Source organism: Streptomyces sp. SM11 (genome assembly GCF_002910905.1).
Classification (GTDB): Bacteria; Actinomycetota; Actinomycetes; order Streptomycetales; family Streptomycetaceae; genus Streptomyces.
Window position 1 is genome coordinate 1 of the sequence record NZ_NEUE01000284.1, and the last position, 14,859, is coordinate 14,859.

Below are 14,859 nucleotides of genomic sequence, written 5' to 3' on the forward strand. Positions count from 1 at the left end.
CTCCAGCGACCGGATGTGTGCGGCCTGGCAGCGACGGGCGAGCGCCCACTGATCATGACTGGCCTTGGTGATCGCCCCGGCGATCCGCGACGACGACACCTTCGTCAGCCCCCGCTTACGCGCAGCCCAGGAATCAGCACCAGGTTCCAGACCCTGCGCGCAGCGAACCTTCAGGTCACGTGAAGCGAGCACGCCCTGATGTTCACCGACCGCCCGCAGCACCCGCTCATCCTGCGGGGTGAGGTGTTTGAGACGGTCCCGGACCGCCACCCCCGAAGGTCCGGGCACCACGAACGGGCCGCCAACGCGCGCACACCATCCACCACCACACCCCCGCCCCAAAGCCGTGCAACCTGTCACCCGGCACAACGAGCAACCATCATCAAGGTCACCCATTCGACCCCAGAACACCCGTACCCGGTTTCCCGCCCTCACCCGTCACACCACCGAACCCACCCCCGGCGCCACAACCCACTCACGCACACCAAACCAGCAACAGCTCACAACCCCTGGCACGTATCTCTGTCATAAGCGGGGAGGGGCCGGCGGCGTCGCCGGCCCCTCCCCCTCGCTCCGCTGTCTCAGCCGATCCTGGTCAGCTTGTCGCCGAAGGCCGGCTCGGTCAGGTCGCTCTGCAGCACCACCGGCGCCGTGACCTTTCCGGTGCCGGTGCCCACGGTCACCATGCCGACCTCGCTCCCGGCCTTCGCGGCGCGGTCGATGCCCTTGCCGTTGTCGGTGACCTTGAGCTCGACCTCCAGGCCGGACCAGCCGACCGCCTTGAGGTTCTTGGAGGCGACCACCGGGGTCTGCCCGCCGAATCCGTTGTCCACGTATCCGACGACATCCCCCTTCTTCACCACCGTCGCCGAGGTAGCGGCCTCCTGCGCGTTCTTGATCAGCTTCAGGCTGTTCTGGAGGGACAGCTCCAGGCTGTCGTAGACCCGGCCGGTACCGGCCTGCTGGCCCATGACCGCTCCGTAGATCCAGAGCATCTTGCCGTCGACCTTGGTGTTCGCGGACCAGAGCAGGTTGCCGCCCGCCGGGGTGGAGGAGCCGGTCTTGATGCCGCTCACGCCCGGATTCAGCAGGAGGTTGTTGTTGTTGTAGATCTTGCCGTCGATGCCCTCGATCTCGATCTCGGGCATGTCAACGATCTCCCGGAAGACCTCGTTGCGCATGACCGCCTGTGCCAGCTTCAGCTGGTCGGTGGCCGTGGAGACGGTGGTCTTCTCCAGGCCGCTCGGGTCGGTGTACGTCGACCCGGTCATCCCGAGGTCCTTGGCCGCCTCGTTCATCTTGTCGAGAAACGCGTCCTCGGAACCCGCGTCCCAGCGGGCGAGCAGCCGCGCCGCGTTGTTCCCCGAGGGGATCATCAGCAGCTGGAGCATCTGCCGCTGGGAGAGCACCTGCCCCTTGGTCAGCGGGGCCGTCGACTCGTCGGGACGCTTGGACTCGTCCTCCGCCTTCTGGTCGACGGTGATCTTCTCGCCCTCCTCGTCACCCTTGAGGGGGTGCTCCTGAAGGATCACGTAGGCGGTCATGACCTTCGCGACGCTCGCGATCGGGGCCGGCTTCTGCGCCCCCTCCGAACCGAGCGAGCCGACGCCGTCCACCATCACGGCCGACTGCCCCTGGCCCGGCCAGGACAGCTTCGTCGCTCCGCCCTCGAAGGTGTACGTCGGCCTCGCCGTGAGCTCCAGCGAAGGCTCCGGCAGCGGGCGCATCACCTGCACGATCGCAAAGACGATCAGCAGGAGGAGCACCAGCGGGGTCCAGATCTTGACCCGTCGCACGGCGGTCCGGACCGAGGTCTCCGGCGGCGGCGGGGTGTTCGTCAGCTCGGCGAGCAGGTCGAGCGGCGGCCTCGGCGGCATTGGCTGCTGCCGGGTCCGCTCGGCCGCGGCCCAGGAGGGGGCCGCGGGCGCCGGAGCGGCGGGCGAACCGGTCTCCGGGGTGCGCACGGGTGCCTCGGGCACGGCGCCCGGTCCCGTCTCCGCCCTGGTCCCGTACTCCGGCTCCGGCTCCGGCTTGCGGGGCGCGGGGGCGGACCGCACGTCGTCGGAGCGCAGCGGCACGAACGTGCTCGTGCTCTCGGCCTCGCTCTCGGGCTTGCTCTCGGGCTTACTCTCGGGCTTGCTCTCGGGCTTACTCTCGGGCTTACTCTCGGGCTTACTCTCGGGCTTGCTCTCGGGCGGCGGGAGCTTCAGCGCGGTCGTCGCCTGGTCGACCCGCTCGGCAGGCTTGACCGCCTTTACCGCCTTGAAAATGGCGGTGGGCTGATCGATTCCTCGCAGGTCGGAGGCGTTGCCCGCGTCCGGCTCGGCGTCGGCCTCCGGCTCGGGATCCGGTTCCGCCGTCGCGGACGGCTCGGCCTTGCCGTCGGTCCCGGGCTCCGCGTCGGAGTCCGCATCGGCGTCGGAACCGGCCTCGGAGTCGGTGTCCACCGTCGGCTCGCCCTCTGCCGCGGCATCGACCCAGGCGGCCACCGCGGCACGCAGCCGGCCGTCCCCGGCCTCGGGCTCGTCCGCCGGCCCCTCCGCGGACGCCTGTGCAGGCGTCCGCACGTCGGACGCCTCCGCGTCCGTGTCCGGGCCCGTGCGGTCCTCGGCGGCTCCCGTGCCCTCCGGAGCCGTGGCGGCCTCCCCAGGGGCCGTGGAAGCCGCCACAGCCGCTCTCTCCGGCTCGGACGCACTTTCCGGAGCCGGCGCCGGCTCCGCCTCGGACTCACGCCGGGCGGCGTCCTCCGGAAGCCGGGGCCGGAAGACAGCGGTCGCCGAGTCGGACGCGGCTCCCGTGTCCGCATCCGTGTCCGCGCCTGGGTCACGGAACACGGCGAAGCGCGGGTCGCGTTCCTCCGCAGCCGCCCCCGACGACTTCTGCTGCTCCGTTTTGTCGGGGGACTCGCCCGCCACCGATGCCTCCTCATGCGCTGCGGGGCAACCCCGCGCTGTCCGAACCATCTACCAGTGTCCTGTGTGAACCCCTGGCCGAGCTGCTAGACGGTAACGACATACCTACTGGTTCCCGCACAAAGCAGCCAGGCGCTCTCGACAGATGAATGTGAGAGGGGTCACCCTGTCAGACATCCACGCGGGGAGGCATGGATGGGCAGGAGCCGCAGAACAATCCCGGAGGAGCTTCTGTTGCTCGCTCTGGACCCGACCACGGGTACCACAGCGCAGCCGCAGTCGCTCGACCTCGGCCTGGCCGGGGCACAGCTAGTGGAGCTGGCTCTGGCAGGACGGATAGCCCCTGACGGGGATCGTATCGCCGTGGTGATGCCACGGCCGACAGGAGATCCGACTCTGGACTCCGCACTGGAGCTGCTGCGCCGTCGTGGCAGCCCGGTTCGGGCGGTCCACTGGATCGGCGGGCCCCGCCTGGGGCTGCGCCAGATCTATCTCGCTCATCTGGAGCGGTGCGGCATGGTTCATGCCGTGGCGGGCCAGATGTGCGGAGTGCTGCCGACGACTCGCTACCAAGCGACGGAGACGGCGATCAGCCGGGACATCAGGAACCGGCTGGACAGCGCGATCCGCACCGGCGTACCGCCGGACCCGCGGACCGCGGCGCTCGCCGCACTGGCCCACGCGGTCGGACTCGGCAAACATCTGTACCCCGGGAACGAGGGGCGCTCGTCGCGCTCCCGGCTCCGGGACCTGATCAGGCACGACCCGATGGGCGGTCTCGTGGCGCACGCCGTGATGGACGTCCAGAACGGTGTGGCCGTCCAGCCACGCCGCACGCAGCAGGCAGCGGGCGTTCCGTTGCAGCCGCAAGCACAGGCCCGTCGCGGCAGCATGGCGCACACCGCCGCAAGCTGACCGTCCGGAGCCGGAAGCACCGGAAACAACAGCACACCGCCGTACCGTCGTCAGTCGTCACAGGACCCGGTCCGGGAGCCGCACCACGCACGGGGCAGCCGGTAGTCACCATCACCGGCTGCCCCGTGCGCTCGTGCACCGCCCCGCGCACCGGTGCGTACGCCCCCCGCGGCCTGCGTGTGGCCGTTTCCCAGCGCGGCCGGGGCAAGGGGTGGCAATCTGCTGAGCAGTAGATACGCACAGCTACATAGCCGGAGGTGCCGTTTCCGTGCCGTCCAACGTCAATCCCACTGTCAGGCGACGCAGGTTGGGCCAGGAGTTGCGCCGCCTGCGCGAACTCAAAGGCATGACGGCCGAAGAGGTGGCGGAGCGGCTGCTGGTCTCGCAGTCGAAAATCAGCCGACTGGAGAACGGGCGCCGCTCCATCAGCCAGCGCGATGTGCGCGATCTCTGCGGGGTGTACGAGGTCGAGGACGTCCGCATCGTCGACTCGCTCATGCAGATGGCCAAGGACTCCCGCCAGCAGGGCTGGTGGCACGCGTTCGGCGACATCCCGTACAGCGTCTACATCGGCCTGGAGACCGACGCGGAGTCACTGCGGGTGTACGAGCCCCAGATGGTCCCGGGCCTGCTCCAGACCCGGGCGTACGCCGCGGCCCTGATCAGCGGCGCGCTTCCCGAGGCCCCTCCGTCGGACATCGAGAAGCGGGTCAACGTACGTTCGCGGCGGCAGGACCGGGTCAACGCGCCGGAGAATCCGCTGCGGCTGTGGGCCGTGATCGACGAGTCGGCGCTGCGCCGGCGGGTCGGCGACAAGCAGGTGATGATCGACCAGCTGGAGCACCTCGTCGAGCAGTCACACCTGCCGCACGTCACCGTGCAGGTGCTGCCGTTCGACATGGGCGCGCACCCCGGCATCAACGGCCAGTACGCCATCTTGGAGTTCCCGGACGCCGCGGACTCCAGCGTCGTCTACATCGAGGGCGTCACGAGCGATCTCTACCTGGAGAAGGCGAATGACGTGCAGCGCTACAGCGTGATGTACGAGCACCTGCGGGCGCAGGCGCTGAACGTGGAGCAGACCCGGGAGTTCATCAGCAAGATCGCCAAGTCGTACACGAGCTGACCCGAACTGACACGAACTGACACGTCGTGTACGAGCCAGTCCGGGATCACGAGTGACTGGGCGGCGGCATGATATACCGCCGCCCACTCTCCACGGAAGGCCTACCAGGGAAAGACCATCCGGTCGAGTGAACGGCCATCTCATGGGCCGGGCTTGGCGAGTAGCGTCGATCACGCCAATCGGAATCAGGTTGGTGCGACTCACCCAACTCTCTGAACCGGAGTGAACATGACAATTCTTCAGGGTGCTACCGACAAGTGGACGAAGTCGTCGTACTCCGGGGGCAACGGCGCGTGCGTCGAGGTCAAGTCCCCGATCTCGCTGTCCATCGCCGTACGCGACTCGAAGGCCCCGGAAGGCCCCTCACTGACCTTCGTCCCCGGCGCGTGGAACGCGTTCGTGCGCGATGTCGCCACGGGCACGGTCGACGCCTGATCACGCGCCACCGATCACGCGTCACCGCGTCAAGGCACCACCGCACCACAGCGTCACCGCACCACCTGATGGAGCCCTCTCGACCGGTTCGCCGTCCTGGCCGAGGGGGCTCGGCACGACCCGTCACCGCCCCACCGCGTCACCGCCCCACCGCGTCACCGCAGCCGGTCGACGTACCGGTCCGTCCCGGGCACGGTCGGCACGAACGGGGCGACCAGCTCGACCCGCCCGAGACCGGACTCCGCGACCGCCACGTCCAGGCCGGTGAAGTGCTCTTCCCAGCAGGTCCGCGGATCCTCCTGGAGGAACCACAGCAGTGTCAGCCGGGTGCCGACCCCCTCGACCTGCTTCACGTACGTCATCCGGTCACCGGGCAGGGGTGTCGGCCGGAACACGGTGACCATGGCCGCGGGCGACCCCTTGAGCCGCTTCGGGAGATGGCGCGAACGCAGCCATTCCAGCAGCTCCGCCCGCCGTTCGGGCCCCTCGGCGTCGACGACCTGGAGAACGAGGCCAGCGTACGGGTGGTCGAGCGCGTGGAAGTCCCGGGGGCCGGCGGCTCCGTCGCGGTAGACGGTGGCCTCGTGGTCCTGGAAGGCCGTGAAGACGTGGGTCCGGTCCTGGTAGACCCGGCCGTCCCGATTCAGCCGCTTGTTGATGGCGACGGTCCACCTCATGTGGTCGTCGTAGCGCCCCTCGGTCACCCAGTACGTCGACAGGTAGCACCCCGTGCCGACCGGCCGGGCCACCGCCGACTCCTCCGGATACCGCAGCCCCTGGAGGTCCTTGGTGCCCACCCAGCGCCGCCCGGCGAACATCCACGGCATCGCCGTCGCACCCGCGTAGTAGTGGTCGTCCTCGTACCAGCGGTTGTACGCGTGCTCATGGCCCGGATGCGGTTCCACCATGGTGATCAGGGCGTGCCCCGGCCGGACCCCGTACGGCCCGGTCGCCGCCAGCTCGGCATACCTCTCGCTCCGTGTCCCGTCATCGCCCACCGTGTCTCCCTTCCCCTTCCATCGGGTCGCGCCTGCCCCTACTCTGACGCTCCGTCAGATGAACTTCCAGGGCCGGGAGGCACCGATGTCGCTCGCGGGGAAGACCGTCATCGTGTCGGGCGTCGGCCCGGGGCTCGGGCACCGGGTCGCGGAGACCGTGGTCCGGGACGGCGGGCGCGCGGTGCTCGGGGCGCGCACGGCGGCGAACCTGGCCAAGTCGGCCGCGGAGATCGACCCGGAGGGCCGGCACACGGCCCACCTGCCGACCGACATCACGGACGAGACGCAGTGCGAGGCGCTGGCGGCGCTGGCGGTGGAACGGTTCGGGGGCATCGACGCGGTGGTCCACGTCGCCGCCTGGGACAGCTGTTTCGGCGGGCTCCAGGACGCCGACTTCGCCACCTGGCAGTCGGTCATCGATGTGAACCTCCTGGGGACGCTGCGGATGACCCGGGCCTGCCTGCCCGCGCTCAAGGAGCGGGGCGGCTCGGTGGTGGTGATCGGCACGCAGTCCGCGGTGGCCGCTCCCTCCCAGGTGCGGCAGGCGGCGTACGCGGCGTCCAAGGGGGCGCTCACCTCGGCGATGTACTCCCTGGCCCGGGAGCTGGGCCCGGACAGGATCCGGGTCAACACGGTGCTGCCGGGCTGGATGTGGGGGCCGCCGGTGCAGGCGTACGTCCGGTTCGCCGCACACTCCGAAGGCGTACCGGAGTCCGAGGTGCTGGCCCGGCTCACCGAGCGGATGGCGCTGCCGGAGCTGGCCACGGACGGGGACGTGGCGGAGGCCGTCGCCTTCCTGGCCTCCGACCGGGCCCGGGCGATCACCGGCCAGTCACTGCTGGTCAACGCGGGCGAACTGATGCGCTGACGTGCCGACATGCCGACCTGCTGACGCACCGATGTGCCGACGTGCTGACGTGCTGACGTGCCGACACCCTGACGCACGCCCAGCCCAGGGCTGGAGCCCGACCTCAGCCCTCCAGCGCCCAGCCCCTCAGCCGCGCGGGTAGCGGGCCAGCCAGCCCGGGGCGACGGCCGCCGGGCTGTGCAGGGCAGGGCCCTGGGTCATCTCCATCGCGAAGTCGTCGGCCAGTTCGAGGAGCGTGGCCCTCCCCTCCAGCTCCGCGAGCCAGGCCGGCGGCAGCGCGGTCTCGCCGTGCAGCGCACCGAGCAGCGCACCGCAGACCGACCCGGTGGCACGGGAGGGGCCACTGTGGTTCACCGCGAGCCGCAGCCCGTGCCGGACGTCCTCGCTGACCAGCGCGCAGTACACGGCGACGGCGAGGACCTCCTCGGCGGCGTCGCTCGTGCCCAGCGCCTCGATCAGGGCCGGGCCCGGGATGCCCTGCCGCACGGAGCCGAGGGCCTGCCGCAGGGCCTCGGTCACCGGCTCGTGACCGGGGCGTTCGGCGAGCAGGGCCAGCGTGTGCTGCACGGAACCGTCCAGGCTCTCCCCGCGCGCCAGCCCGTGCACGAGTACGGCGAAGGCTCCGGCGGCCAGCTGGGCGGCGGGGTGCCCGTGGGACTGGGCCGCGCACTCGACGGCCAGTTGGAGCACCAGCCCCGGCTCCCACCCCACCAGGAGCCCGAACGGCGCGGACCGGGTGAGCGCGCCCGCGTCCCGGGCGGTGGGGTTCTTGGGCCGGTCGAGGGTGCCCATGACGGGGTCGCCGAAACCGCCCAGGCACTCCCGGGCGGGGTCGCGGCGGGCGTAGAGCCACTCCTCGGCTGCCAGCCAGCCGTTGTCCTCGCGCCGTTCGTCGGGCCCCCAGTCGTGCTGGGTGGCGGCCCAGCGCAGATGGGCCCGGTGCACATCGGTGGGCGGGTGCCAGGCTCCGGTGTCACGGCGGACCTGGGCGCGGATCAGCCCGTCGACGGTGAACAGGGTGAGCTGGGTGAGGGCGGTGACGGCGCCGCGTCTGCCGTGCGCGACGACGTAGTCGGTGACCCCTTCGCCCCCGTGGGCGGCGCGGATCTCCTCCAGCACGAGCTCGCTGACCCCGGCCCCGAGCGCGTCCCCGACGGCCCCGCCGAGCAGGGTCCCGCGGACCCGGCTGCGGAAGTCCTGCTGCTCGGCCCGGCCCCAGACCGCCGTGGTCCCTGTGCTCACCCCGCCCCCTCCCCGTCACCACCTGCTCGCCTGCGCGGGCCTCTGCGGGCGACCGCGCAAGCACTGTAATCGAACGGGAACGGGCGGTAGAGGGGGCGACCTGGGTACGTACGGGTATGTCGACGGACGTCCCGCAGGTCGTTTTTGACCGGGTGGGGAGGGCACCGGGAGGAGCCTCAGAGGTCCTCAGGAAGGATCCGGAAGTACGCGTACCGCCCCGTGAGCGGGCGCAGTGTACGGAAGTCCCGAATGTCCCGGGTCAGCACGGCGTCGGTGTCGTATGCGGCTGCCAGCGCGACATTGACCGCGTCGACAAAGTCAAGATTCAGCGCCCCGTAGCGCGCCCGCACGGTGAGTGCGGCATCAAGGAGATCCGCCGTCGGGGGCTCAAGGACGATCCGACGTTCCCTGACCCGCTCCGTGATCGAGCGCAGAATATGGTCAGCGGCGCGGCGGCCCCCTCGGGCCGTCGCCACATGATGGACCTCGGTGAGCGCGAGTGGGCTCGCCACCAGCAGACCGCACTGGTCGGCGGCCTTGCGCACCGCGAGGTGGGCCGGATCCGCGCTGTTGAAGAGGGCCAGCAGCCCGGACGTGTCAGCGACGACGATCACGCAGCGTGCCCTCGCCCTTGCGGCTCTCCTGCCCCATGAGCCCGGGTCACGGCGTCACGCACGTCATCACGGGTAATGGGGCCGCCCAGGTCGAACGTCTCGTCGTCGGTGACGATCGGCTCATCCCAGACGCGCTGGGCAAGGGCGATCCGGTGAATGCCCTCCCGGATCAGCTCCGCCTCGGACACGCCCAAGCGCACCGCCGCCTCTTTGATCAGGGCGAGATCCTCGTCGTCCGCATACACATTGGTCCGTTTCAGCGCCATACATCGATGGTACAGGTCCTGTACCGGCTGCGCAGCTCGCCGTCACCTCGCCCCCAGCCGCTCCCGCCGCGCCCGCGCCCACCCGTACCCCGGGTCCAGTTCCAGCGCCCGGTCGAGGTCCGCCAGCGCCTCCGGGATCCGGCCGAGCGCCTCCAGCGCGAGGGCCCTGCTGCCGTGCGCCCAGGCGTAGTCCGGGTCCAGGGCGAGGGCCCGGCCGTAGCAGGCGACGGCCTCCTCGTACCGGCCCGTCGCCCGGTACACCTCGCCCCGCTCCCCCTCCGTCCCGGCCAGCCCGGGGGACAGCTCCTCGGCCCGGTCCAGGTCGGCGAGGGCGCCCACCGGGTCGCCCAGGACGGTACGGACCCGGGCCCGCCTCACCAGCGCCCAGGTGTACTCCGGCCACAGGGCGATCGCCCGGTCGAAGTCGTCGAGCGCCTCCTCGGGCCGGCCCAGCGCATGGCGGACCAGGCCCCGGCTGCCGAGCGGCACCGCGTCGGACGGGTCCAGGGCGTGCGCCCGGTCCAGGACGGTCAGGGCCTCCTCGGGGCGGCCCATCCGCCGGTACGTCTCTCCTCGCTCGCGCACCGCCCAGGCCCAGGCGGGCGCGATCTCCTCGGCCCGGTCCAGGTCGGCGAGGGCCTCCTCGTAGCGGCCGAGCGACCGCAGGATCACCGCCCGGCCCTGGTGGGCGCGTTCGCTGCGCGGGTCCACGGCGATGGCCCGCCCGTGGTCGGACAGCGCGGCGTCGAACTCCCGGGCCCGGAAACGGTCCCAGGCCCGCGCCACGAGGGCGGCCGCCCGGTCCGTGTCGCTCAGCTCGGCACGGGTCAGCAGGAGCCCGAGGGCGGCGGTGGGGCGGGGGCCGTGGTCGGTTATGGCGGCGAGCAGGTCCCGGCCCCAGTCACGGAGTACGGCGTTGTCGGCGTCCTCGCCCGCCTCCGCGAGGGTCCGGGCCCAGTAGCGGGCGCGGGACGGCCGCTGATCGCACAGCGCGATCCCGGCGCGCAGGGCCTCGGGCAGCGCGGTGCGGGGGCGCGCGCAGAGCCGGTGGTAGAGCACGTCCAGGGCTGCCCGGCGCCATGGCTGAGAGGCCCAGAGGCGTTCCGGGTCGAGGCCCTAGGCCGCCGCGTCCCGCCGGGCGGCGAAGGCCTCGGCCAGCCGGTCGTGCGCCGCCTTCCACCGCTGCGGCGATCCGGTGCGCTGGAGGCGGAGCATCGGGGCCCGGACGACGGCGTGGTAGCGGGAGCGCCCGGTGTACGGCTCAGCGACGAACGGCAGGTCGTGCAGCCAGTCGTAGAGCCCCGGCACGGCGTGCGGCCCGTCCTGCGGTACGGCGACGGCGACCAGGTCCTCGTCGAACCGGCGGGGCAGCGCGCAGGCGAGCGCGGCCGCCCGGCGGGCCGGGTCGCTCTCCCCGGCCAGAAAGCGTTCGACGGCGGTGGCGTTCGCCTCACCGGCCGCACCGGGGTTGGCGGCGAGCGTCGACACCAGGACCGGCAGCCCGCCGGAGAGCCGCAGCACCTCCCGTACGGCGGGCTCCGCCACCACGCCGCGTCCGGTCAGGAGTCGGCGCGACTCCTCCTCCGTGAACGGCCCGAGCGGTACGTCGGCGACGAGACGGCCCCGGTCGCCCCAGTGCACCGGGTCGAGGCGGCGCTGACCGGCCAGGGTCAGGACGAGGTTGGCGGGCAGTCCGCCGTACCGCCCGGGGGTCAGCAGGTCCGCCAGCCACCGGTCCAGCTGGGGTGCGGTGCGCTCAAAGGTGTCCAGGAACAGGGCGACCCAGGGCACGGCGTCCGCGACCCGGCCGATCTCGGCGACGAACACCGGCGTGAGGACCCGTACCGGTTCCGCCAGCAGCAGGGCCTCCTCCTGCTGCCGGGCCCGGCCCCCGAACACCGCCCGCAGCCCGCCCGCGCCCCGGGCGACGACCGCCGGGTCGATGCCCCCGGCCAGCGCCCCGACCACCGGTATCGCCCCGGCCGCGATCAGCCCCGCCTGCGCGGCGGCGAGCGCCCCTGGCGAAGGACCCCCGGCCGAGGTCTCGTTGTCGGCCGCGAGCCGCCCGGCCGCGTCGTGGAGCGCGCGCCGGTACGTGGCGAGCAGCCGGTCCAGCGCCTTGAGCGGGTGCCCCTGCTCGGCGAACTGCCCGGCGATGGCTGCGAGTACGTCCGGCACGGAGTCGGCGCTCTCGTCGGCCGACGCAGTCAACGCCCCGAACTCCCCTGCCGCCTCGCGCCATTCCCGTACGAGCGAGGTCTTGCCGACCCCGGCGTTGCCCCGCACATGGAACACGAACCGGTGCCGTGGGTCCTCGGGAGGCAGCGCGAAATTGGCGCGGAACAGGTCGAGTTCGGCTTCCCGCCCGACGAAGGCGGCGCGGCGTTGGCCTTCGACGATCTGCTGGAGGGAGGGGCGGCGGGGGCTGGACGGTGACATGGGGTCAGTCTGTCAGCGGGCCCGGGTGCGCGGGAGTCGCACGGGCGCGGGCGGCATGCCGCACCTTCCGGGCCTGCGCGTGACGTGAATCACGGCGGTTGCTGCGATGACTTTGCCCGCCCGGCGTGGTCTCTTCAGGCGAAACCGCAGTTCAGCGATCCCGGAGGGCCCCACCATGCGAAAGATCGTCCACTTCGTCCACACCTCGCTGGACGGCAACATCGAAGGCCCCAACGGCGAGTTCGACTGGCCGGCCATGGGTCCCGAGCTGTCCGCGTACTCCTTCAGCCTGGTGGAGCGGGCCGACACCTTCCTTTACGGCCGGCCGGTCTGGGAGATGATGGCCGGCTACTGGCCGGACGTCGAGTCGATCTCCGACGACCCGCACGACCTCAAGTTCGCCCCGGTCTGGCGCAGCAGCCCCAAGATCGTGTTCTCGCGCACCCTGACCGAGCCCGGCCACGGCGCACGCGTCATCGGCGGTTCGCATCTGGTCGAGGAGGTCACCGCCCTCAAGGCCGAGCCGGGCAAGGACCTGCTGCTGATGGGCGGCGCCTCCCTGGCCGCGGAGCTCACGGCCCACGGCCTGATCGACGAGCACCACGTCGTCGTGCATCCGGTCGTCCTCGGCGGCGGCAAGGCGCTCTTCCCGGAATCCGCGGAGCGACTCGAACTCCAGCTCCTCGAATCCCGGACGTTCGACTCCCGGACCGTGCTCCTGCGCTACGGCCACTGACCCGACCTGGCGGAGGCGGCTTCCTCCGCCGCGGAGCAGACGAACATGATGACCCGCGTCCGTACGGGATGAACAACGGGTGGGCCCATGCCCTTCATCTGCCACCTGCTACCTGTTACCTGTCACCTGCGTCCGGGAGCCGCTGCCCCCGGCTGTGCGCGACGACCAGCACCTCCCGCAGGGACAGGACGGCCTGCGTCAGCGCGAACCGTACGGCGACCTCACCGGCCGCCTGGTCCGCCAGCACTTCGCGCGCTCCTTCGAGTACGACGTTCCCGCACTCGATCTGTTCCTCCTCCATCTCGTCGGCGAGCCGGGAGAGCCTGCTGTCCGGGTTGCGGGTGCTCAAGTAGCAGGGCTTGCCTTCGAGGGACCTCCAGGGGAGGAGGCGGAGCTGCGAGGTGTCGGTCATGTCGTTTCGTTCCTTAGCGCGAGGAGGTGCCTCTGACGGGTGGCGATCACCGTTCGTGGCCCCATCGTCACGGTCGGCGCCCTACGCTCGACAGAGGCACGCGATTGCCTGCGAACAGGACAACGGCGAGGGCTCGGGGAGTCGGGGATGACCGAAGTCGCGGAAGCGGAAGCGGAGTCGGGGCGCGCGGCACTGGGGAGCGCCCTGCGGTACCTAAGCCTTGATCCACCGAAGTGGTTTGAGTGTGATCTTCTGATCGGTTTCTGGGCCGGTTCGGGTCGGTGGCTGGGTATGGGCAGGTTGTATCCGCTGGTTTGCCCAGCTTTTCCACGGTGTGGTTCCGGTCGGGCCCTTGCGGGCGGGTGGACGGGGGCTGTTCGTGTCAGCCGGGTGGCCCGTGGGCGGTGTCGAGCAGGTGTGTCCAGGCGTGCTGCCAGGGCCAGTTGCGTGGCAGGTGCAGGGTGATGCGCCGTGCTGAGCGGGCGATCCGGGCCGGAACGTGGACGAGGTGGGTGCGGATCGTGGTGGTGGTGGCCCTGGCGTGGAACGTGGAGGCCAGCGCGCCGGCGGCCCGCAGCAGGTTGTAGGTCATCGCCCACAGCGTGAGCCAGGCGGCGTTGGCGTTGAAGTTTCCGGACGGAAGGTGGGCCAGAGCCCCGGCTTTGCTGTCGGCGATGACCTGCTCGATGACGGCGTGGTGACGGTGTTCCTGCTCGGCCTGGAGCGTCGGGGCGGGCTGGTCGGTGAAGAACGGGTGGTAGCGCCAGACGGGAAACAACTCGCCCTGTTCGCCCACAACGGCGGGTTTGGCCAGGTCACGGACCCGGCGCACGATCAGCCGGGCGGTGACCCGTTCGCTCTTCTTGCGGCCGGTGAACGCGGTGTAGGCGGGTATCTCGGCGACTTCGGCGTTGGAGATGAGTTCGCCGGTCTCCGGGTCGGGCACCGCGGTGGGGTAGGTGATCTGCTGCCATGCCCCGTCGGGAATGCCCAGGACGGCCCGTTTGATGGAGGGGTTCATCCCGCAGGTGATCGAAAAGCGGGCTCCGGCCCGGCGGCAGGCGGCGATCACCCCGCCGTTGTAGAACTGCGAGTCCGCTCGCAGGATCCGGGTGCCGGTGCAGCCCGCCTCGGCGGCGGTGGCGAGTGCCTCGCTGACGAATTTCGGGGCTCCACGGGAATCGGCTGCCTTGCCGCGGCGCATCCGTACTGCGGCGATCACCGGGCGCGACTGTGGGGTGCAGATCGTGGCGAGCAGGGGGTGCATGGTGCGGATGCCCTTGAACCGGCCGTACTCGGCGCCCTGCTTGGCCCGGCCGTAGACCCGTTTGTGGGTGGAGTCGACGTCGATGAACGCCGTCGTGCCGGAGCCGGGCAGCAGGGGGGTGTGGGCGGCCAGACCGGCGAGGAACCTGCGGTGGACGGCGTGGAGTTGGAGTGCGTGGCCGTGGGTGAACGCGCGGAGGAACGTGCCCAGCGTGGACGGCGCGCGGATCCCCCGGAACAGGGCCGGCATCGCACCGTGCCGCAGCACGTGGAGGTCGTCGATACTGTCCGCCCCCGCCGCCATGCCGGCCACGATGCTGCTGACCTTGGCACCCGCCGCGGCCCCCGCGCCGTTCGCTGTCCCGGTCAGCCTCACCTTCTGGGCCACCAGACGCGAAAGACCACACCGCTCGGCCAGCCGCATCACCGGAACCAGCCCGGCCAGCGCGACCAGATTCGGATCATCGAACGCAGCGGAGACCGCCGCCGGCGTATGGGAAACTTGCATCTCGGAAGTGCCTTGCCGATCGTGCGTGCTGGAAGCCTGAAGAACTCCCATCATCACAGGTCACAAGGCACTTCCTCGTTTCCGGAAGAGTCATCCACAGACATCACGTCGGTGGATCAAGG

At 71.2% G+C, this 14,859-nt stretch carries 12 protein-coding genes and 2 pseudogenes; 5 read left to right on the top strand and 9 right to left on the bottom strand.

Annotation, left to right across the window (positions count from 1 at the left end; translation table 11 throughout):
* Together B9S58_RS38540 and B9S58_RS31145 are read right to left on the bottom strand one after the other, a co-directional pair.
* Positions 1-270: pseudogene (locus B9S58_RS38540) on the bottom strand (IS200/IS605 family accessory protein TnpB-related protein); the annotation flags it as partial.
* 311 nt (positions 271-581) lie between these two features.
* Entirely contained in the window at positions 582-2,915 is a 2,334-nt protein-coding gene (locus tag B9S58_RS31145) for a serine hydrolase (protein WP_103535274.1), read from the bottom strand.
* Positions 2,916-3,107: 192 nt separating this feature from the next.
* Here B9S58_RS31145 and B9S58_RS31150 point away from each other — a divergent pair, with 192 nt between their 5' ends.
* The 3 genes from B9S58_RS31150 to B9S58_RS31160 all read left to right on the top strand — a co-directional run bounded on the left by B9S58_RS31150 (position 3,108) and on the right by B9S58_RS31160 (position 5,388).
* Positions 3,108-3,827, top strand: coding sequence for a GPP34 family phosphoprotein (locus B9S58_RS31150; protein ID WP_003968450.1), 720 nt, complete (start codon positions 3,108-3,110; stop codon positions 3,825-3,827).
* 268 nt (positions 3,828-4,095) lie between these two features.
* Positions 4,096-4,953, top strand: coding sequence for a helix-turn-helix transcriptional regulator (locus B9S58_RS31155; RefSeq protein WP_103535275.1), 858 nt, complete (start codon positions 4,096-4,098; stop codon positions 4,951-4,953).
* A 228-nt stretch (positions 4,954-5,181) separates the two neighbouring features.
* The gene (locus B9S58_RS31160; protein WP_103535276.1) at positions 5,182-5,388 is read left to right on the top strand and encodes a DUF397 domain-containing protein; all 207 of its coding nucleotides are present in this window, start codon (positions 5,182-5,184) and stop codon (positions 5,386-5,388) included.
* A gap of 155 nt (positions 5,389-5,543) precedes the next feature.
* Here the strand turns inward: B9S58_RS31160 and B9S58_RS31165 are convergent, their stop codons facing one another.
* The gene (locus B9S58_RS31165) at positions 5,544-6,386 is read right to left on the bottom strand and encodes a hypothetical protein (RefSeq protein ID WP_103535277.1); all 843 of its coding nucleotides are present in this window, start codon (positions 6,384-6,386) and stop codon (positions 5,544-5,546) included.
* A gap of 85 nt (positions 6,387-6,471) precedes the next feature.
* On the opposite strand from B9S58_RS31165, the gene B9S58_RS31170 reads away from it, so the two are divergent.
* Positions 6,472-7,254 (top strand): SDR family oxidoreductase, encoded by a 783-nt coding sequence (locus B9S58_RS31170; protein WP_103535284.1) that lies wholly within the window; start codon positions 6,472-6,474, stop codon positions 7,252-7,254.
* A 126-nt stretch (positions 7,255-7,380) separates the two neighbouring features.
* Here B9S58_RS31170 and B9S58_RS31175 read toward each other — a convergent pair whose 3' ends face one another.
* The 4 genes and pseudogenes from B9S58_RS31175 to B9S58_RS40075 all read right to left on the bottom strand — a co-directional run bounded on the left by B9S58_RS31175 (position 7,381) and on the right by B9S58_RS40075 (position 11,815).
* Positions 7,381-8,496, bottom strand: a complete 1,116-nt coding sequence (locus B9S58_RS31175; protein ID WP_103535278.1) for an ADP-ribosylglycohydrolase family protein — start codon at positions 8,494-8,496, stop codon at positions 7,381-7,383.
* Between the two features lie 176 nt (positions 8,497-8,672).
* Positions 8,673-9,110 (bottom strand): type II toxin-antitoxin system VapC family toxin, encoded by a 438-nt coding sequence (locus tag B9S58_RS31180; RefSeq protein ID WP_103535279.1) that lies wholly within the window; start codon positions 9,108-9,110, stop codon positions 8,673-8,675.
* Positions 9,107-9,376 carry a CopG family transcriptional regulator gene (locus tag B9S58_RS31185; protein WP_103535280.1) on the bottom strand — a complete coding sequence of 90 codons (270 nt, stop codon included), beginning with the start codon at positions 9,374-9,376 and terminating at the stop codon, positions 9,107-9,109. Before B9S58_RS31185 ends, B9S58_RS31180 begins: the two co-directional genes overlap by 4 nt.
* A gap of 42 nt (positions 9,377-9,418) precedes the next feature.
* Positions 9,419-11,815: pseudogene (locus B9S58_RS40075) on the bottom strand (tetratricopeptide repeat protein).
* Between the two features lie 175 nt (positions 11,816-11,990).
* Between B9S58_RS40075 and B9S58_RS31195 the strand changes: the two are divergent.
* Entirely contained in the window at positions 11,991-12,551 is a 561-nt protein-coding gene (locus tag B9S58_RS31195; RefSeq protein ID WP_103535281.1) for a dihydrofolate reductase family protein, read from the top strand.
* A 115-nt stretch (positions 12,552-12,666) separates the two neighbouring features.
* On the opposite strand, the gene B9S58_RS31200 is transcribed toward B9S58_RS31195, so the two are convergent.
* Both B9S58_RS31200 and B9S58_RS31210 read right to left on the bottom strand, forming a co-directional pair.
* Positions 12,667-12,963, bottom strand: a complete 297-nt coding sequence (locus B9S58_RS31200; RefSeq protein WP_103535282.1) for a sulfatase — start codon at positions 12,961-12,963, stop codon at positions 12,667-12,669.
* A gap of 382 nt (positions 12,964-13,345) precedes the next feature.
* Complete coding sequence (locus tag B9S58_RS31210) at positions 13,346-14,737, bottom strand: IS1380 family transposase (protein ID WP_103531556.1); 1,392 nt, start codon at positions 14,735-14,737, stop codon at positions 13,346-13,348.
* Positions 14,738-14,859: the final 122 nt, after the last annotated feature.